General features: G+C 52.0%; 3 protein-coding genes and 1 pseudogene. 3 read left to right on the top strand and 1 reads right to left on the bottom strand.

The genetic code is table 11. The annotated features are described in order from the left end of the window. Window positions 1–23 precede the first annotated feature (23 nt). From LGZ98_RS24435 to LGZ98_RS24250, 3 genes and pseudogenes are all read left to right on the top strand, one after another. A pseudogene (locus LGZ98_RS24435) lies at window positions 24–12,781 on the top strand (amino acid adenylation domain-containing protein); the annotation flags it as partial. A 6-nt stretch (window positions 12,782–12,787) separates the two neighbouring features. Then, a complete protein-coding gene (locus tag LGZ98_RS24430) occupies window positions 12,788–15,904 on the top strand; it encodes a non-ribosomal peptide synthetase (RefSeq protein ID WP_449301183.1) in 3,117 nt (1,038 codons plus the stop codon). Next, entirely contained in the window at window positions 15,853–20,076 is a 4,224-nt protein-coding gene (locus LGZ98_RS24250) for a non-ribosomal peptide synthetase (protein ID WP_390904680.1), read from the top strand. Before LGZ98_RS24430 ends, LGZ98_RS24250 begins: the two co-directional genes overlap by 52 nt. Before the next feature lie 907 nt (window positions 20,077–20,983). Here LGZ98_RS24250 and LGZ98_RS12460 read toward each other — a convergent pair. Continuing rightward, entirely contained in the window at window positions 20,984–21,289 is a 306-nt protein-coding gene (locus tag LGZ98_RS12460; protein WP_228902707.1) for a hypothetical protein, read from the bottom strand. Window positions 21,290–21,420: the final 131 nt, after the last annotated feature.

Below are 21,420 nucleotides of genomic sequence, written 5' to 3'. Positions count from 1 at the left end.
TAACAAATTCGTTGAGGTAATAGATGAAAGGTAACATTGCTACAGATGGAAATGTTCTTAAAGACGAAGTCCTCTCTCAGATGTCATGTGAAAATATAACTCATAATAAGTATGATACATCGATTCCATCACGAGAATGTGTTGTGGTAGGAGGAACAACCCTGGCGGTGTTTTGCGCCGAGCAAATTCTGGCGGCTGGACATACCATACAAGCAGTGCTACCTACTGATACTGTTCTACAAACGTGGGCTGCCCAGCAAGGGATTGCTTGTGTGAACTCGGTTGATGCATTACAGGAACAAATCACATTACAGCCTGTCGATTGGCTTTTCTCAATCGTCAACCCAATCATCCTGCCGATGTCGCTCATTGAACAAATTCGTGGCGGGGCTTTTAATTATCATAATAGTCCCCTGCCACGCTATGCGGGCAGTCATGCAACCTCTTGGGCGTTGTTAGCGAGGGAAACACATTACGCTATCTCCTGGCACTGTATTGAAGGCGGTGTGGATGTCGGCGATATTGCCGTGCAATGGCCGGTATCGATTGAAGAACAGGATAATGCTTTCTCGTTGAATCTGAAATGTTACCAAGCTGCTCAGAAAGGATTTGTTGAACTACTGAAGAATCTGGGGCGCGACGCACTGGTGACTTACCTTCAGGATCTTTCGCAACGGAGTTTTTATGCTCAGTCACGTCGCCCCGACTGGGGGGGATATTTATGTTGGGAGCAGTCGGGAGAAGTTCTGTCAGCTTTAGTGCGGGCATTAGATTTTGGGGAGAATTATTTAAATCCATTGGGTTGCCCGAAACTGTTACTGAGGCAGGGCCCGGTACAAATTTCCTGGCTTCAGCGGTTGAACACGTGCTCTGAGGGGGGACCCGGTACGTTGATTAGTGTGGAGGAGGATGCCTGGCAGGTGACGACTGGTAGTGAGGATGTGCGGATTGGGGGATTCGCCACCCTTGAAGGTCATTTGTTGTCTGCCAGAGAACTTGCCGATATATCGGAACTTAGGCCAGGCAAACAGCTTCCTTTGCTCTCCTCACAACAAGCGCAGAATGTAAAAAATACCCTTCAAACACTCGCACCCAGTGAACCATTTTGGTATGAGCGTCTTGCCTCGTTGCAACCACTCCAGTTGCCTTTTGAAATGATGGGGAAACAAGCAGAACCCCGATGGGGAATCAGCCCTTGGCAGCCTCCATGGCTAAAAAATGCTGGAGAAGATCCATTACAGACACTGTTGCAGGTATTCGTTATCTATCTTGCGCGCTTGACTCAGCAGACTGAACTCCAAATCGGCTGGTGTGTGGATGGGGCAGAAGATAAACCAAATATATTGACCGGGTTGTCATCGGTGGTGCCGATGGTTGTTGAGGTGGCGTTTGATAAGCCGTGGTCTGTGGCAGCTGACTGGATTGATAACGAGCTTGTCCGATTGGCGCGGCACCGCACATTTAGTCGTGATCTTCTTTCCCGTTCTCCTTCACTGCGGTCTATCCCGGCATTAAGAACAAGCCGACCGTGGCAGATCGCCATTTCTGTGATACAGGATGACAAACCCTGTGATCAGACGGTAGCCGGCGAATTATTGACGTTCCAGATAAATTCGCAGGGCGGTTTTCGTTGGATCTATGATGAAAATCGCCTGAGCCAAGAAGTTATTCTGCGGATGAATGAACATTTGCAGGTGCTGGCGTCATCAAAAAGGATGAGTGATGAAACCCCCGTGGGGCAGCTTAATTTGTTGCCTGAGGCTGAACGTAGGTTGTTGCTGGAGACCTGGAACGCTACTAAAACCACGTATCCTGAGGCGTTATGCATTCATCAGTTGTTTGAACAACAGGTGGAGAAAACCCCAGAGGCAATGGCACTGATAGCGGGAGATAAAACTTTCAGTTATATGGAACTGAATACCCGCGCCAATCGGTTAGCTCGTCAGCTCATTGAACTGGGGGTGTGTCCCGGTGATCATGTTGCGTTTCTGCTAGCGCGTTCGATGGAACTGGTCGTGGCACAATTGGCGATTCTCAAAGCCGGTGCTGTTTACGTGCCGATAGATCCCAGTGTGCCGGATGAACGGAAAAACTGGTTGATAAGTGATTGTTCCGCCAAATTGCTGCTCGCCGATACACAGGCGGATATTCCGACTAACCTGGCTGTGCCGCTGCTTCGTCTCTCGGATGAGACAGACTCGGGCGGCGAAGAAGATCGCATCAATCCTGACTTACCGCGTTCCAGCGCCGAGTTAGCGTATATCATGTACACTTCCGGTTCTACCGGGACACCCAAAGGGGTTTTGGTACCGCATCGTGCGGTAGTCCGGCTGGTTATCAATAATGGCTATGCTGAAATCGGACCAGATGATCGGGTGGCTTTTGCCGCTAATCCGGCGTTTGATGCCAGCACGTTTGAAGTCTGGGCGCCGTTGCTGAATGGTGGCGCATTAGTGGTTGTTGATCACGCCACTTTGCTGACGCCGCAGGCGTTTGTACAAGCTTTACAAATTCAGCAAATAACGATTTTGTGGTTGAGTGTCGGGTTGTTTAACCGGCTGGCAGCAGAACTGTCACCGGTTTTGCCGCAGATAAAGCTTCTGATTGTCGGCGGAGATGCCCTTGATCCCCATGTTATCGGTCAGGTACTGAACACCAGTCCGCCGCAACAGCTATTAAATGGCTATGGGCCAAGTGAAGGCACCACCTTTACGGCAACATATCGAATCAATGCAGTCGCACCGGGAGCGACCAATATCCCGATCGGTCGACCGGTAGCCAACACGCGGGTTTATCTGCTGGATGCCTATGGTCAGCCGGTGCCGTTAGGGGGGGTCGGAGAGATTTATGTGGGTGGAGATGGGGTGGCCTGTGGTTATCTTAATCGGCCTGAATTGACCGCCGAGCATTTCCTTACCGATCCGTTCAGTGATAACCCGGATGCTCGCCTGTACCGTACTGGAGATTTGGCGCGTTATCTGCCCGACGGCAATCTGGAATTCTTGGGCCGAAACGATCAGCAGGTTAAAATCCGCGGCTTCCGCGTTGAACTGGGGGAAATTGAAGCCCGGTTAGCAGAGCACCCAGCGGTGCGTGAAGCGGTGGTGTTGGTACGAGGGGAAGGGCAGGATAAACGGCTGGTGGCCTATGTGGTGGCGGAAGCCCATGACGGGCTGGCGAACAGTCTGCGTGCTCATCTGCAAGCTATTTTGCCTGACTATATGGTGCCGTCAGCCTTTGTGCGGCTGGATGCGTTTCCGTTAACGCCGAACGGTAAATTGGATCGTCGTGCACTACCGGCGCCTGACAGTGAAGCCTTTGCCCGTCAGACTTACGAAGCGCCTCAGGGAGAAACAGAAATTGCGCTGGCGGCGATTTGGCGTGAATTACTGGGAATTGAGCAGATAAGCCGGTATGACAGCTTTTTTGCTCTGGGTGGTCATTCGCTACTCGCGATACGGGTGGTTGAACGCCTGCGTCACTTGGGATTGACACTGACGGCGCGTGATCTGTTCCAATCGCCGGTGCTGTCAGATCTGGCTCAAACGTTGGGACAGCATCAGGCTGTGATCGTACCGCCTAACGTTATTACGCCAGCAACTACGGCCCTGACTCCGGCGATGTTGCCGCTGATTGATTTGACTCAGGCTGACATTGACCGCATCGTCGGGCAGGTGCCGAGCGGGATCGCTAATATTCAGGATATCTATGCTCTGTCGCCGTTGCAGGACGGTATTTTGTTCCACCACTTACTGGCAAACGAAGGCGACCCATATCTGTTGACAGGACTGATGGCCTTTGCTGATCGGGCGCTGTTGGATCGTTATCTGGCGGTGGTTCAACAGGTGGTTGATCGCCACGATATCCTGCGTACCGCTTTTATCTGGCAAGGATTGTCAGTTCCAGCGCAGGTGGTCTGGCGTCAGGCGACCTTGTCAGTGACGGAACTGACATTAAATCCGGTTGATGGTCCGGTCAGTGAGCAGTTAATCCGGCAGTTTGATCCGCGTCATCATCGTCTCGACCTGAACGAAGCGCCGTTATTGCGTTTTGTGGTGGCGCAGGAAACCGATGGCCGTTGGATACTGCTGCAATTGCTGCATCACCTGATTGGCGACCATGAAACGATGGAAGTGATGCACCGCGAAGTCCAGACGTATCTAATGGGTCAGGAGGAGAGCTTGCCTGTCCCGGTACCTTTCCGTAATTTGGTGGCTCAGGCTCGGCTGGGGGTGAGTCAGGAGGAACATACTCGTTTCTTTACCGAGATGTTGGCAGAAGTGGATGAACCGACACTGCCATTTGGGTTGACAGAGGTGCACCGCGACGGCTCACAGGTGACGGAATCCCACTGGATGTTGGCACCTGAGTTGAATACCCGTCTGCGCGGTCAGGCTCGGCGTTTAGGGGTCAGTCTGGCGGCATTGTGTCATTTGGCTTGGGCACAGGTGTTGTCGCGTACCAGTGGTCAGGAACAAGTGGTGTTCGGCACCGTGCTGTTTGGGCGTATGCAGGCAGCGGATGGCGCCGACAACGGCATGGGGTTGTTTATTAATACCTTGCCATTGCGGTTGGATATCGATGAAACCCCGGTACGGGAAAGTGTACAGGCTGCCCATGCACGATTGGCCGGATTATTAGCGCATGAGCATGCGTCACTGGCGCTGGCTCAGCGGTGCAGTGGGGTTGCCAGCGGTACGCCGCTCTTTAGTGCCCTGCTGAACTATCGGCATAATGCCTTATCGGCAGCATCAGATGAACTGATTGGCGGTATTGAATTCCTTGGCATACAAGAGCGAACTAACTACCCGTTAGTGCTGTCGGTGGAGGATTTTGGCGATGCACTGGGACTGACCGCGCAGGTCGTGCAACCGTTTGAGTCGGAACGGGTATGCGGCTATATGCAACAGACGCTGGAAAGTCTGGTGGAGGCCCTTGAGCAAGCCCCGGATATGGCTGTTCGGGCATTGGAAATCCTGCCGGAAGCGGAACATACGTTGTTGTTAAAAACTTGGAACGCCACAGAAACCGCCTATCCTGAAGCGTTATGTATTCATCAGTTGTTTGAACAGCAGGTGGAGAAAACGCCTGATGCGATAGCATTAGTGTATGAAGAACAGACCCTCAGTTATGACGAATTAAATGCCCGCGCTAACCGGTTGGCTCGTCAGCTCATCGAACAAGGGGTATGTCCCGGTGATCATGTCGCGCTTTTGCTCGCTCGATCAGTAGAACTGGTGATGGCCCAGTTGGCAATTCTTAAAGCCAGCGCTGTTTACGTGCCGATAGATCCCAATGTGCCGGATGAGCGGAAAAACTGGCTAATAAGTGATTGTGCAGCCAAGTTACTGCTCACCGATACGCGGGTGGATATTCCGGCGGATATGGCTGTGCCGCTGTTTCGTCTCTCAGATGAGACAGATACGGACAACGAGGAAGATCGCCTTAACCTTGACTTACCGCGTTCCAGCACTGAGTTAGCGTATATCATGTACACCTCTGGCTCTACCGGGATACCTAAAGGCGTATTGGTGCCGCATCGTGCGGTGGTCCGGCTGGTGATCAACAATGGCTATGCTGAAATCGAACCCGATGACCGAGTGGCCTTTGCCGCTAACCCGGCTTTCGATGCCAGCACGTTTGAAGTCTGGGCGCCGTTGCTTAATGGTGGCGCGTTAGTGGTTGTTGATCACGCCACTTTGCTGACGCCGCCAGAATTTGTACAGGTTTTACAAGTTCAGCGAATTACTGTTCTGTGGTTGAGCGTCGGATTGTTCAACCAGCTAGCAGAGGAATTGTCTCCTGTTTTGCCGCAGATAAGGCTCCTGATTGTCGGCGGAGATGCCCTTGATCCGCATGTCATCGGTCAGGTATTGCGCACCAGTCCGCCACAGCAGCTATTAAATGGTTATGGGCCGAGTGAAGGCACCACCTTTACGACCACATACCGTATCAATGCAGTCGCACCGGGAGCGACCAACATCCCGATTGGCCGACCGGTAGCCAACACGCGGGTTTATCTATTGGATACTTATGGTCAGCCGGTGCCGCTGGGGGTGGTCGGAGAGATTTATGTAGGTGGAGATGGGGTGGCTTGTGGTTATCTTAATCGGCCTGAATTGACCGCCGAGTGTTTCCTTGTCGATCCGTTCAGTGATAACCCGGATGCCCGTATGTACCGCACCGGAGATTTGGCGCGTTATCTGCCGGACGGCAATCTGGAGTTCTTGGGCCGTAATGATCAGCAGGTTAAAATCCGCGGTTTCCGCATTGAACCAAAGGAAATTGAGGCCCGGTTAGCCGATCACCCAACGGTGCGTGAAGTGGCGGTGTTGGTACAGGGGGAAGGTCAGAATAAACGGCTGGTGGCCTATGTGGTGGAATCAGCGGATAACGGGCTGGTGGACAGCCTGCATACTCACCTGAGCACTATTTTACCTGACTATATGGTGCCAACGGCCTTTGTGCGGATGGATGCTTTTCCGTTGACGCCAAACGGTAAGTTGGATCATCGGGCGTTACCGGCGCCGGACAATGAAATTGTTGCCCGTCAGGTTTACGCTGAGCCCCAGGGAGAAACAGAAATAGCGCTGGCGGCGATTTGGCGTGAATTATTGGGCATTGAGCAAATAAGTCGGTATGACAGCTTTTTTGCCTTGGGTGGTCATTCGTTGCTCGCTGTACGCATGATTGGACGCTTGCGTCACTTGGGATTGACACTGACGGCGCGTGATCTGTTCCAGTCGCCGGTGCTGTCAGATCTGGCGCAAACATTAGGACAGCATCAGGCTGTGAAAGTGCCGCCTAACGTCATTATGCCAGCAACCACAGAGTTGACGCCGGCAATGTTGCCGCTGATTGATTTGACTCAGGCTGATATTGACCGCATCGTATTGATTTGAGGGAAGCACCGCTATTACGTTTTGTGGTGGCACAAGAAACTGATGGCCGTTGGATTCTGTTGCAACTGCTGCATCACCTGATTGGCGACCATGAAACGATGGAAGTGATGCACCGTGAAGTGCAGGCGTATCTGGCAGGTCAGGAGGAGAGCCTGCCTACACCGGCGCCTTTCCGTAATCTGGTGGCGCAGGCCCGGTTGGGGATGAGTCAGGAAGAACATACCCGTTTCTTTACTGACATGTTAGCCGGGGTGGATGAACCCACGTTACCGTTCGGGTTGACGGAAGTGCATCGTGATGGCTCGCAGGTGGTTGAATCTCACCGGATGTTAGCGCCTGAGCTAAATAACCGTTTGCGCAGTCAGGCCCGACGTTTGAGTGTTAGTCTGGCGACCTTGTGTCATCTGGCTTGGGCACAGGTGTTGTCGCGTACCAGCGGGCAAGATCAAGTGGTGTTCGGCACGGTGCTGTTTGGGCGTATGGCGGCGGGAGACGGGGCTGACAATGGCATGGGGCTGTTTATCAATACCTTGCCGTTACGGTTGGATATGGATGAGACCCCGGTACGGGAGAGTGTGCAGGTTGCCCATACCCGATTGGCCGGATTATTGGCGCATGAACACGCATCACTGGCGCTGGCCCAGCGTTGCAGCGGCGTGCAGGGTGAGATCCCCCTCTTTAACAGCTTGCTGAACTATCGGCACAATACTTTGCCGGTAACGTCAGATGATTTGATGAACGGTATTGAGTTTCTTGGCGCACAGGAGCGGACCAACTATCCGTTAATGCTATCGGTAGAAGATTTTGGTGATGCTCTGGGGCTGACGGCTCAAGTAGTGCAGCCGTTTGAGCCGGAAAGCTTGTGCGGTTATATGCAGCAAGCGCTGGAGAGTTTAGTGACAGCGCTGGAACAGGCCCCGCAAATGCCGGTACGACAGTTGGAAATTCTGCCGGAAGCGGAGCGTACCTTGTTGTTAACAACTTGGAATGCCACGGAAGCCGCTTATCCTGACCAGTTGTGCATTCATCAATTATTTGAACAACAGGTGGAGCAAACCCCTGACGCGACAGCGTTAGTGTATGAAGAGCAGACCTTCAGTTATGGCGAATTAAACGCCCACGCTAACCGGCTGGCTCATCAGTTGATTGCACTCGGTGTTGTCCCTGACCAGCGAGTGGCGATTTGCGTGTCACGTTCACCGGCGATGGTGGTGGGATTGCTGGCGGTCATGAAAGCGGGCGGGGCGTATGTGCCGCTAGACCCGGCTTATCCCGGCGCGCGTCTGGCGCATATTTTGCATGATGCTGCCCCAGCTGTGGTGCTGGCGGATAAGGCTGGCTGGGTTGCACTGGGCGAGGAAGCGCTGACCGGACTCGTGGTGCTGGACCCGAATACCTTGCCTGAACAGCCGGACAGTAACCCACAGGTATCTGCGCTGACTTCGCGGCATCTGGCCTATGTGATTTATACCTCCGGTTCCACGGGAGTACCCAAAGGGGTGATGATTGAGCACCGTAATACGGTTAACTTCCTGCACTGGGCACAGCAGGCTTTTGAAACGGAAGCGATCCGCGAGGTGCTTTTCTCAACGTCGATGAATTTCGACCTGTCCATTTTCGAATGTTTTATGCCGTTGTCCCGTGGCGCGGCGATTTATCTGGTGGAAGATGCGCTGTCATTGATGCAGCATGCCCTGCCGGTGACCTTGATCAACTCCGTGCCGTCTGCGATGAAACCGTTATTGCAAGCTCAGGCGCTGATGGCGTCGGTCCATACTGTCAATCTGGCGGGAGAGCCGCTTAAAGGCGCTTTAATTAAACAGATTTTCCAGGAAACACAAATAGAGCGGCTATGCAATCTCTATGGGCCTTCTGAAACGACAACCTATTCTGCCTGGTTGCCGATACAGCGAGGTGACCGGATTATTGAAAGTATCGGGCGTCCGATAGCCAACACCAGCCTTTACTTACTGGACGAGTATGGTCAACCGGTGCCGTTGGGCGTGGTGGGGGAAATTTATATTGGGGGAGCGGGCGTGACGCGTGGCTACCTCAATCGCCCTGACTTGACGGCGGAACGTTTCCTTATCGATCCGTTTAGTGATAAACCGGATGCCCGCATGTACCGCACCGGGGATTTAGCCCGTTACCTGCCGGACGGCAATCTGGAATTTCTGGGCCGTAACGACCAGCAGGTTAAAATTCGCGGTTTCCGCATTGAACCGGGGGAAATTGAGGCCCGGTTGTTGGAACATCCGGCGGTGAGTGAATCTGTGGTATTGGCACAAGGTGACGGGCAGGAAAAACGGCTGGTGGCCTATGTGGTGGCGGAAGCTCATGAAGGGTTGATTAATAGCTTACGTGAACATCTGGGCGCTCAGTTGCCTGATTACATGGTGCCGACGGCCTTTGTACGGCTGGATGCATTGCCATTAACGCCGAACGGTAAACTGGATCGTCAAGCGCTGCCGGCGCCAGACAATGAAGCCGTGGCCCGTCAGGTTTATGAAGCGCCTCAGGGAGAAATGGAAATGGCTCTGGCGGCGATTTGGCGTGAAGTTCTGGGTGTTGAACAGATCAGCCGGCATGACAATTTCTTTGCCTTGGGCGGCCATTCGTTGCTGGCGGTGCGGGTAATGAACCGGGTAGCCGCTTTAGGCGTCGAACTGCCGCTGACTACCCTGTTTAAGTCCCCTTCATTGAGGGTATTTGCTGAGGCTATGCAGACTCGGTCTGGTCAACCGGATAATATTTTGCCGATATCCCGCGAGGAGACGTTACCGCTGTCATTTGCGCAACAGCGCTTGTGGTTCCTGGCGCAGCTTGATGGGGTCAGTGAAACTTATCATATCCCGATGGCCCTGCGCTTGTCTGGTCAATTGGATATCGCGGCCTGGCAAAAGGCGCTGGATACCTTGTTTGCCCGTCATGAAGCATTGCGTTCTGTCTTTATCTCTATTGATGGTCAGCCACAAGTGCGGCTGTTGGAACCGGATAGTGGCTTACTGTTATCTCAATATGACCTGCGCGGCGTTTCGGATGCTGATGAAGTCCTTGAGCGCCTGAGCACGGAGGAGGCCCACGCGTCATTTGACTTCGAAAGTGGCCCGCTTATTCGCGCTGCTCTCATCCGGATCACCGATGACGAATATCAATTTTTACTGACGCAGCATCATATTATTTCCGATGGCTGGTCTGCCGATATATTGATGCAGGAACTGAGCACGCTCTATACCGCGTTTATAGCCGGGCAACCGGCTTCGTTACCGTCATTGGCGATTCAATACCCGGATTATGCCGCCTGGCAGCGTCAGTGGCTGTCGGCTGAAAGGGTTCATATTCAATCCGACTATTGGCGTGCAATGCTGGCTGACGCGCCGGTTCTGCTGGATTTGCCCACTGATCGGCCTCGCCCGCCGGAACAGTCGTTTGCCGGCGATGCCGTGCCGGTTAACCTGGATGTGGAATTAACGGCAGCCCTTAAGCGCCTGAGTGAGCAGCAGGGCGTCACCTTATTCATGACGCTGTTGTCAGCCTGGTCCGTGGTTCTGTCACGTTTGTCAGGTCAGGACGATGTGGTGATTGGCACGCCAAGCGCGGGCCGTGGTCGTCGGGAAGTGGAGCCGTTGATTGGCTTCTTTGTCAATACGCTGGCGTTGCGCATGGATTTATCGGGTGAGCTGACGGTGAGTGAATTGCTGGCGCGAGTCCGACAAACCGCATTGACGGCGCAGGAGCATCAGGATTTACCGTTTGAACAGGTGGTGGAAATCGTGCAACCACCACGCCGGTTGGCGCATACCCCGTTGTTCCAGGTGATGTTTGCCTGGCAGAACAATGAGAACTCAGAATGGGGATTACCGGGGCTGGCCGTCTCACCGGTCGATCAAGCCGTTGATATTGTCAAGTTTGATCTTGAACTGGGCTTGTCGGAGGAGGAGGGCAGGATTGTTGGGGAGCTGAGTTATGCTACCGCCCTGTTTGATCCGGCAACAATGGAACGGCAAGTGGGATATCTGTATGCGGTGCTGCAAGCGATGGCGGTTAACCCTCAACAGCCGATCGGGGAAATTGATATCCTAGCCCCAGCGGAGCGCAAGCTATTGCTGGAAACTTGGAACGCGGCGGAAACCGCCTATCCTGAGGCGTTATGCATTCACCAACTGTTTGAACAACAGGTGGAGAAAACTCCAAAGGCCACGGCGCTGGTGTATCAGGAGCAAACCCTCAGTTATGCCGAATTAAATGCCCGCGCTAACCGGTTGGCCCATCAGCTTATCGCATTGGGTGTCGTACCTGACCAGCCGGTGGCGATTTGTGTGTCGCGTTCACCGGTCATGGTGGTAGCGCTGTTGGCGGTATTGAAAGCCGGTGGCGCCTATGTGCCGCTGGACCCAACCTATCCGTTAGAACGTTTGGCGTATATCCTGAATGATACAACGCCGTCAGTGGTGTTGGCTGATGCGACTGGACGGGCGACATTAGGTGATGAAGCGTTGAGCGGGCTGACGGTATTTGATCCGAATACCTTGCCAGACCAGTCGGACTACAATCCGCAGGTAGCTGCGTTGACGCCACAACACCTGATTTACATCATCTATACCTCCGGCTCAACCGGGCAGCCGAAAGGGGTGATGGTGGAACATCAGGCGGTGTATCAGCGTCATTTGGGCTTTAATGAGACCTATACGGTGACGGCGCAAGATCGGATGTTGCAATTTGCTTCTTTTGCATTTGACGTTTCAGTGGAGGAATGTTTCTCGACATTATGCAATGGCGCCACGTTGGTCATGCGTGATGACAGTTGGCTGGCGTCTATGTCGGCGTTTATTGGCTTAGCCTGGCAGCACCGTATCACAGTGATGTCTCTGCCGGCATTATTCTGGTCCGAACTGATTGCCAGAGACAACAAGGCATTACCGCTACCGGATTGTCTCCGACTCATTATCATTGGTGGAGAGGCGGTTAAGAAGAGCGCCATTCAGGATTGGTTTGTACGGGAAGTCCACCGGCCCCGACTGTTGAACGCCTATGGGCCGACGGAAAATACCGTAACGGCGACTTGTAAGGAGGTTTTATCCCCAGCCGATGATTGCTCTATCGGCCGACCGCTTAAAAATACCTGCGTTTACCTGTTGGATAAATACGGTCAGTTAGTCCCGTTAGGCGGCGTTGGCGAAATGTATATTGGCGGCGTGGGTGTGGCGCGAGGCTACCTTAACCTGCCGGAATTGAGCGCGGAACGTTTTATACCCGATCCTTTTAGTTCAGAACCCGGCGCACGGATGTATGTTACTGGGGATTTGGCCCGCTATTTGCCGGATGGCGACTTGGAGTTTCTGGGTCGTAACGATCAGCAGGTCAAAATTCGCGGCTTCCGGGTTGAGCTAGGGGAAATTGAAACCCGGTTGGAAGAACACCCGGCGGTGCAAGAGGCGGCAGTGCTGGTATGGGAAGATGAGCAGGGCAAACGGCTGGTAGCCTATGTGGCGGCAGAAGCGAATGAAGGGTTGGCAACCCGTTTGCGTGAATATTTGAGTGCGGTTTTACCTGACTATATGGTCCCGGCAGCCTTTGTGCGGCTGGAGACTTTACCGCAGACCCCAAATGGCAAGTTGGATCGTCGGGCGTTGCCGGCACCGGGGGAAGAGGCGTTTGCCCGTCAGATCTATGAAGCCCCGCAAGGGAAGATAGAAACGATGCTGGCGGCTGTCTGGTGTGAGTTGCTGGGCGTTGAACAGATTAGCCGGCATGATAATTTCTTTGCCTTGGGCGGTCACTCGTTACTGGCGATGCGAGTGGTGAATCGGGTAACTGCTTTAGGTATTGAACTGCCGCTGACTACCCTGTTTAAATCTCCATCATTAAGGGATTTTGCGGAGGTCATGCAGGCCCGGATGGGGCAGTCGGACACGCTCCTGCCGTCCATTCTGCCGATATCCCGCGAGGGGGCGTTACCGTTGTCATTTGCGCAACAGCGCTTGTGGTTCCTGGCGCAGCTTGAGGGGGTCAGTGAAACTTATCATATCCCGATGGCCCTGCGTTTATCTGGACAACTGGATATCGTGGCTTGGCAAAAAGCGCTGAATACCTTATTTGCCCGTCATGAAGCGTTACGCTCTGTCTTTATCTCTATTGATGGTCAGCCGCAAGTGCGGTTGTTGGAACCGGATAACGGCTTACTGTTATCTCAATATGACCTGCGTAGGATTCCAGATGCTGATAGAGTCCTTGAGCGTTTGAGCGTGGAAGAGGCTCATGCATCATTTGATCTTGAAAGTGGCCCGCTTATCCGCGCGGCTCTCATCCGGATCACCGATGACGAATATCAGTTTTTGCTGACTTTGCACCACATTATTTCCGATGGCTGGTCTGCCAATGTGCTGATACAGGAACTGAACACGCTCTATATGGCGTTTATGGACGGACAACCCGATCCCTTGCCGCCGTTGGCGATTCAATACCCGGATTATGCTGCCTGGCAGCGTCAGTGGCTGTCGGTTGAGCGTATTCAGGCTCAATCTGACTATTGGCGTGCCATGTTGGCTGACGCGCCGGTTCTGTTGGATTTGCCTACGGATCGGCCTCGCCCGCTGGAGCAGTCATTTGCCGGCGATGCCGTGCTGGTTGATCTGGATGTGGAATTAACAACGGCCCTGAAACGTCTGAGTGAGCAGCAGGGCGTCACCTTATTTATGACGTTGTTGTCAGCCTGGGTGGTGGTTCTGTCACGTTTGTCAGGTCAGGACGATGTGGTGATTGGCACACCGAGCGCGGGCCGTAGTCGTCAGGAAGTGGAGCCGTTGATTGGCTTCTTTGTCAATACGCTGGCATTGCGCATGGATGTATCGGGTGATCTGACCGTGACTGAGTTGCTGGCGCGAGTTCGACAAACCGCATTAGCGGCCCAGGAGCATCAAGATTTACCGTTTGAACAGGTGGTGGAAATTGTACAGCCGCCGCGCCGGTTGGCGCATACGCCGTTGTTCCAGGTGATATTTGCCTGGCAAAACAATGAAAGCACGGACTGGGAACTGCCGAAGCTGGCCGTCTCACCAGTCGATCAAGTCGTTGATGTTGTCAAGTTTGATCTTGAACTGGGCTTGTCAGAAGAGGAGGGCAGGATCGTGGGGGCGTTGAGTTATGCCACGGCCCTGTTTGATTCAGAGACAATGGAGCGGCAGGTGGGATATCTGCATGCGGTACTGCAAGCGATGGTGGCTAACCCTCAACAGTCGGTCAGGGAAATTGATCTCCTTTCTCCGGCGGAGCGCACGTTATTGCTGGAAACCTGGAACGCCACGGCAACCGTCTATCCTGAGAGGTTATGTATTCATCAGTTGTTTGAACAACAGGTGGAGAAAACCCCTGACGCGACAGCATTAGTGTATGACGAACAGACCCTCAGTTATGCCGAATTAAATGCCCGCGCTAACCGGTTGGCTCGTCAGCTCATTGAACAAGGGGTGTATTCCGGTGATTATGTTGCGCTCTTGCTAGCACGCTCAATGGAACTGGTGGTAGCCCAATTAGCGATTCTCAAAGCTGGTGCCGTTTACGTGCCGATAGATCCTAGTGTGCCGGATGAGCGGAAAAACTGGCTGATCAGTGATTGTTCAGCCAAGTTGTTGCTTACCGATACGCGGGCGGATATTCCGGCTAACTTAACTGTGCCGCTGCTTCGTCTCTTGGATGAGACAGATACGGTTCACGAGCAAGATCGTCGCAACCTTGACTTACCGCGTTCCAGCACCGAGTTAGCGTATATCATGTACACTTCCGGTTCTACCGGCACACCTAAAGGGGTTTTGGTGCCGCATCGTGCGGTGGTTCGGTTGGTTATTAATAATGGCTATGCAGAAATTGGGCCGGAGGATCGGGTAGCCTTTGCCGCTAATCCGGCGTTCGATGCCAGTACGTTTGAAGTCTGGGCGCCATTGCTCAATGGTGGCGCGTTAGTGGTTATCGATCACGCCACTTTGTTGACGCCGCAGGCGTTTGTACAGACTCTACGGGGTCAGCGAATGACCGTTCTGTGGTTGAGTGTCGGATTGTTTAACCAGCTAGCAACGGAGTTGCTTCCGATTCTTCCACAGATAAAGCTCCTGATTGTCGGCGGAGATGCCCTTGATCCCCATGTTATTGGTCGGGTACTGAACACCAATCCGCCACAACGGCTATTAAATGGCTATGGGCCAAGTGAAGGCACCACTTTTACGACCACATACCGTATCACTGCATTAACATCGGGAGCCGCCCGCATTCCTATCGGTCGGCCGGTAGCCAACACGCGGGTTTATCTGTTGGATAAGTATGGTCAGCCGGTGCCGTTGGGGGTGACCGGAGAGATTTATGTGGGAGGTGATGGGGTAGCCTGTGGTTATCTTAATCGGCCTGAATTAACCGCCGAAAGTTTCCTTGTTGATCCGTTCAGTGATCAACCGGATGCCCGCATGTACCGCACCGGGGATTTGGCGCGTTATCTGCCGGATGGCAATCTGGAATTCCTGGGCCGTAATGACCAGCAGGTTAAGATCCGTGGTTTCCGTATTGAACCGGAGGAAATTGAGATCCGGTTGGCCGAGTACCCAACGGTGCGTGAAGCGGCGGTGTTGGCACGCGGCGAAGGGCAGGAGAAACGGCTGGTGGCCTATGTGGCGGCACCTGCGGATAAGGGGCTGGTGAACAACTTACGTGCTCATCTGAATGCTATTTTGCCTGACTATATGGTGCCGTCAGCTTTTGTACGGCTGGACGCTTTTCCATTGACGGCTAACGGTAAGTTGGATCATCAAGCGTTGCCGGCACCGGACAATGACGCCTTTGTCCACCAAGTTTACGCCGCGCCTCAGGGAGAAACAGAAATCGCGCTGGCAGCGATTTGGCGTGAATTACTGGGCATTGAGAAAATAAGTCGCCATGACAGCTTTTTTGCCCTAGGGGGCATTCGTTGCTCGCGATACGGATGGTTGAGCGCATGCGTCACTTGGGATTGTCACTGACGGCGCGTGATCTGTTCCAGTCGCCGATGTTGTCAGACTTGGCGCAAACGTTAGGGCAGCATCAAGCTGTGATCGTGCCGCCTAACGTCATTACGCCGACAACGACAGCGTTGACGCCGGCGATGTTGCCGCTGATTGATTTGACTCAAGCCGACATTGACCGCATCGTCAGGCAAGTGCCGGGCGGGGTGACCAACATTCAGGATATCTATGCCCTATCGCCGTTGCAGGACGGTATTTTGTTCCACCACTTACTGGCAAACGAAGGCGATCCCTATTTGTTAGCCGGCCAGATGGTCTTCGCTGATCGGACTCTGCTAGACCGTTATCTGGCGGCGGTACAACAGGTGGTTGATCGTCACGATATTCTGCGTACCGCCTTTATCTGGCAAGAGTTGTCTGTGCCGGCTCAGGTGGTCTGGCGTCAGGCGCCTTTATCGGTGACTGAATTGGATTTAGACCCGGCGGATGGGCCGATTGGTGAACAACTGGCTCAACGTTTTAATCCTCGTCGTTACCGTCTTGACCTGAACCAAGCACCGTTGATGCGGTTTATGGTGGCTCAGGAGACTGATGGTCGTTGGATTGTACTGCAATTGCTGCATCACCTGATTGGCGACCATACCACGTTGGACGTGATGAACAGCGAGGTTCAGGCGTATCTTGCCGAACGGGAAGACAGCCTGACTTCCCCGGTCTCTTTCCGTAATTTAGTGGCTGAAGCCCGGTTGGGGATGAGTGAGGAGGAACATACCCGTTTCTTTACCGAGATGTTGGCGGAGGTGGACGAACCCACGCTGCCATTCGGATTGACGGAGGTGCATCGTGATGGTTCACAGGTAACGGAATCTCACTGGATGCTGGCGCCAGAATTGAATGACCGTCTGCGTGGTCAGGCCCGGCGTTTGGGGGTCAGTCTGGCGGCGTTGTGTCATTTGGCTTGGGCGCAGGTGTTGTCGCACACCAGCGATCAAGAGCAAGTGGTGTTCGGTACCGTGCTGTTTGGGCGCATGGCGGCGGGAGAAGGGGCTGACAACGGGATGGGGCTGTTTATCAATACCTTACCGTTACGGCTGGACATTGATGATACACCGGTACAGGAGAGTGTGCAGGCCGCCCATACCCGGCTGGCCGGATTACTGGAACACGAACATGCTTCACTGGCGTTGGCTCAGCGTTGCAGTGGCGTACAAGGTGAGATCCCTCTCTTTAGTAGCTTGCTGAATTATCGGCATAATGCATCTTCGACAACATTGGATGAACTTGTAAATGGCATTGAATTCCTTGATGCGCAGGAGCGAACCAATTATCCGTTAGTGCTGTCGGTGGAGGATTTTGGTAAATCCTTGGGGTTAACCGTTCAAGTTGCCCAGCCGTTTGAACCGGAACGGGTATGCGGCTATATGCAACAGGCACTGGAGAGTTTGGCAGTCGCGTTGGAACAGACCCCGGAAACGCCGGTACGGACATTGAGCATTCTGCCGGAAACGGAGCGCACACTGTTGCTGAAAACTTGGAACGCCACGGAAACCGCCTATTCTGAGACATTGTGTATTCATCAATTGTTTGAACAGCAAGTGGAGCAAACCCCTGACGCGATAGCGTTAGTGCATGAAGGTCAGGCTCTCAGTTACGCTGAATTAAATGCCCGAGCTAACCGGTTGGCCCATCAGCTTATTGCGCTGGGCGTAGAGCCGGATCAGCGAGTGGCGATTTGCGTGTCACGTTTACCGGCAATGGTGGTGGGGATATTGGCAATACTGAAAGCCGGTGGTGCCTATGTGCCGCTGGACCCAGTCTATACCGGGGAGCGTCTGGCGCATATTCTGACCGATGCCGCGCCGGTTATTTTGCTGGCGGATAACGCCGGGTGTGCTGCGTTGGGTGAGAAGGCACTGGCGGAACTCACCGTACTTGACCCAAATGCACTGTTCAACCAGCGGGACTACAACCCGCAAATACCTGCGCTAACTTCACGACATCTGGCGTATGTCATTTATACCTCGGGTTCGACCGGGACACCGAAAGGCGTGATGTTGGAACATCGTGGTGTCTGTAACTACCTGTTATGGGCGCGGGGTGATTACCTAACCGAAAAGCAATGCAATAGTATTGTTTCATCATCGATAGCCTTTGATGCCACGGTCACCAGTCTTTACCTGCCTTTACTGTGTGGCGGCAAGATCCATTTGCTCCGTGACGGGCAGGAGCTGGCTGAATTGCTTCCCGCATTGTTGTCAATGGAATCGGGTGCTTTGGTTAAAATTACTCCTGGTCATCTTTCGGCAATGGGGCAGAAATTGAAAACCGAGGGACGAGAATGTCCTGCGCATTGCTTTATCGTGGGTGGAGAGGCACTGCCTGGTTCCACTATTGCACTTTGGCGAACATTATCGCAAGGATCACGCATCATCAACGAGTACGGCCCAACCGAAACCGTCGTGGGTTGTACCGTGTTTGATGTCAATCACCTGAGCTGTTTTGCCGATAACGTACCGATTGGCCGCCCAATATCCAATATCCAAATTTATATTCTCGATACCCACGGGGAACCTGTCCCAATGGGTGTCACGGGTGAACTTTACATTGGGGGAGTTGGTGTCGCTCGCGGCTACCTGAATCGGCCGGAATTGACGGCGGAACGTTTCTTGGTTGATCCATTTAGTGATCGACCGGATGCCCGCATGTACCGCACCGGGGATTTAGCTCGCTACCTGCCGGATGGCAACCTGGAATTCCTGGGCCGCAACGACCAGCAGGTTAAAATCCGAGGATTCCGCGTTGAACCGGGAGAAATTGAGGCTCGATTGGTGGAACACCCGGCGGTGAGTGAATCTGTAGTATTGGCATTGGGGCAAGGTCAAGACCAACGACTGGTTGCCTATGTCGTGGTGCCGGCGGATGAGGGGCTGGCTAATAACCTGCGTACTCACTTGAGTGTAACTTTACCTGACTATATGTTGCCATCCGCTTTTGTGCGTCTGGATGCTTTCCCGCTAACGCCGAACGGTAAGCTGGATCGCCGAGCACTGCCGGTTCCGGACAGTGAAGCTTTCGCCCGTCAGATTTATGAAGCGCCACAAGGAGAAGCGGAAATTGCATTGGCGGCTATCTGGTGTGAATTGCTGGGGGTTGAGCAAATCAGCCGGCATGACAACTTCTTCACGTTGGGCGGGCATTCACTGCTTGCCATGCGAATGATAAATCTTGCCGCTGGTCGGGGTTTAGTTTGCACATTGAATGCCGTGTTCCAATTCCCGGTGCTGGCTGAACTGGCTGCGAAAATCACCTCAGACTTGTTGTCTCAGCCGCAAAACAGCGCCATATCGGTACGACTTGATGGGACAGGGCTGCCGCTGTTCTTTGTTCCGAGCGGCATGGGGGATTACTCCTATGTCTTCGGGCTGGCTCGACATATCCTGTCGGATCACCCGATTTATGCGTTGCCTTGGCCGTCTATTAATGAAGAACCGATGACAACGATGGAACAGCAAGCGGCGAGAATGATCACCTTGATAAAAGCTGTTCAACCGGAAGGCCCTTATCGGCTATGTGGCTACTCTTCTGGTGGAATCTTGGCTTATGCGATTGCCCAGCAGCTTTTGCATGCCGGTGAAATGGTCAATTTCCTGGGGTTGATTGATACACCTGCGCCTCACTATTTAGGGGAACAGATCATACAACCTAAATATCGGTTCTTTATTGAACTGGCCCGGCTGTCGGGGGAGGAGCATGTGGAAGAGATTGCGGAGTTATACCGGAGAATCGATGAGTTGAATTTTGTGCAGTTTATTGCCGCGGCACAAGAATTGGCGTTATATCCTGCAAATCTGAGTGCTGATGTGATCGCAAAACGTTGGGGGCAGATCGCGCGTTACGCACAAATAGTTGTGGATTATGAGCCGCCGGCATTAGCAATAACGCTACATCAGTTCCATGCGGTAGAACCTTCCCCCGCTATATCTTTATCTTTTATGACGGATGAACAGCCAGAATCCGCGAGCATAGAACCATCGTTGGGTTGGGCGCAAATAATGCCTGATGCTTCGCTTGAGTTGATTGCGATACCGGGTAACCATTTTAGTTTATTGGAGGATGATGAGAATAAAACCGCTTTAGCTCAGGCTGTTAATAGGATGCTGGCAATCAGTTGTGATGAGGAGACATCGTAATACTGATATAGTCAGGAGTTTTGAATAAGTTAACTTTGATATGATAATCCGGTGTGTTTCTTAATACCGGATTATCTTTCTTGTTTATCTTTTTTCCCCAAGGTGCATAAGCATTAATAAAAACAAAGCCGATTTTCATTTTTCACTGATAGCTTTATGGTGGGCAGGTTTTAAACTGTTTTTAAAAACATTGTTTTAATCTCTGATTTTAATCGGTATCAGGTTTTAACCGTTGTTTTTATCACGTTTACTACCTGATTTTTATTCAGTTTAATCATCATGGCATATCGTGTTTTACATTTAACAAACATTAATCGTACCCGCTTTTTATCTTTGCTGAGGCTATTTAGACTGATAATATTACAGATACCCATTTATATATTCTTTTTCGGATAATCAATGCGCTGTTTAGAAATTAAATCCTGCCACATTAACCGTTTTATCCCCTTTTTTATTGCGTTATGTTTATAGCTTGCTGAGTCAAATAACAGTGAGAAAACCCATTAATCTCAACAGGTCGGGTAATATTATTTTACCTACTGATTTCTTTTTGGCTCTCTGTGTAATGGTTAATAGCATTTGATTAAATATAATTAACTGCCTTTATAAAAAGTACATCTATACCCTATGGATTTCAAGATGCATCGCGACGGCAAGGGAGCGAATCCCCGGGAGCATAGATAACTATGTGACCGGGGTGAGAGAGTGCAGCCAACAAAGAGGCAACTTGAAAGATAACGGGTATATTGCGTTAAATCCATATTTTCCTTTTATATAAGTCTTTAATCTCTCTGTATACTCACTTTTAAATCATCATAGCAGGGAATAAATCTTTTTATTTACTCTGTACTTTTTAAAAAGCGGGCATTAATGGGATACCTGCTTTTTAAATCCTCAGATGAGTTAATTACCGATAAAAAACACTTGCATTCACTAATAACTGGAAATACAAGTCAAAAGAGAAAGTTAACCATGTTAAAAGAGATGGCATCGGTAAAACCATTATCATTCCTGGAGGGCCTGTTTTTTTAAAGCAAAAGCGGGTTTTCATTGCGGAGTTTTTATCAACCTGACGTTTTTTCGTTTCTTGATACGCAGTTAACTTGCCCACTTTCATTAAACTGATGTTAAGGTTTTCTCTTTTTCCGGTATTTAACGCTTCAACGTTAAAGCCAGAGCAGATAACCGAGAGGCTAATAATATTTAAGCTCAATGCCTGATTATTTCGTCATGTTTAATACTGCTCATTTAGTCAACCTAAAGGTTTATCGATTTTCTTTAATGATTGACTCGGTTTTTCATCAACGCTTTACAACTCATGCAACACCGCTTATTTAAACACAT

The sequence above is a fragment of the Photorhabdus kayaii genome (assembly GCF_025384895.1).
Lineage (GTDB): Bacteria > Pseudomonadota > Gammaproteobacteria > Enterobacterales > Enterobacteriaceae > Photorhabdus > Photorhabdus kayaii.
Note: the sequence above shows the minus strand (reverse complement) of the source record. Positions and strands in the feature narration are given on the sequence as shown.

What these genes read in the sequence shown, in the direction of transcription:
- LGZ98_RS24430 (WP_449301183.1), top strand. Translation starts at nt 12,788, where the DNA reads ATGCAGGCCCGGATGGGGCAGTCGGACACGCTCCTGCCGTCCATTCTG.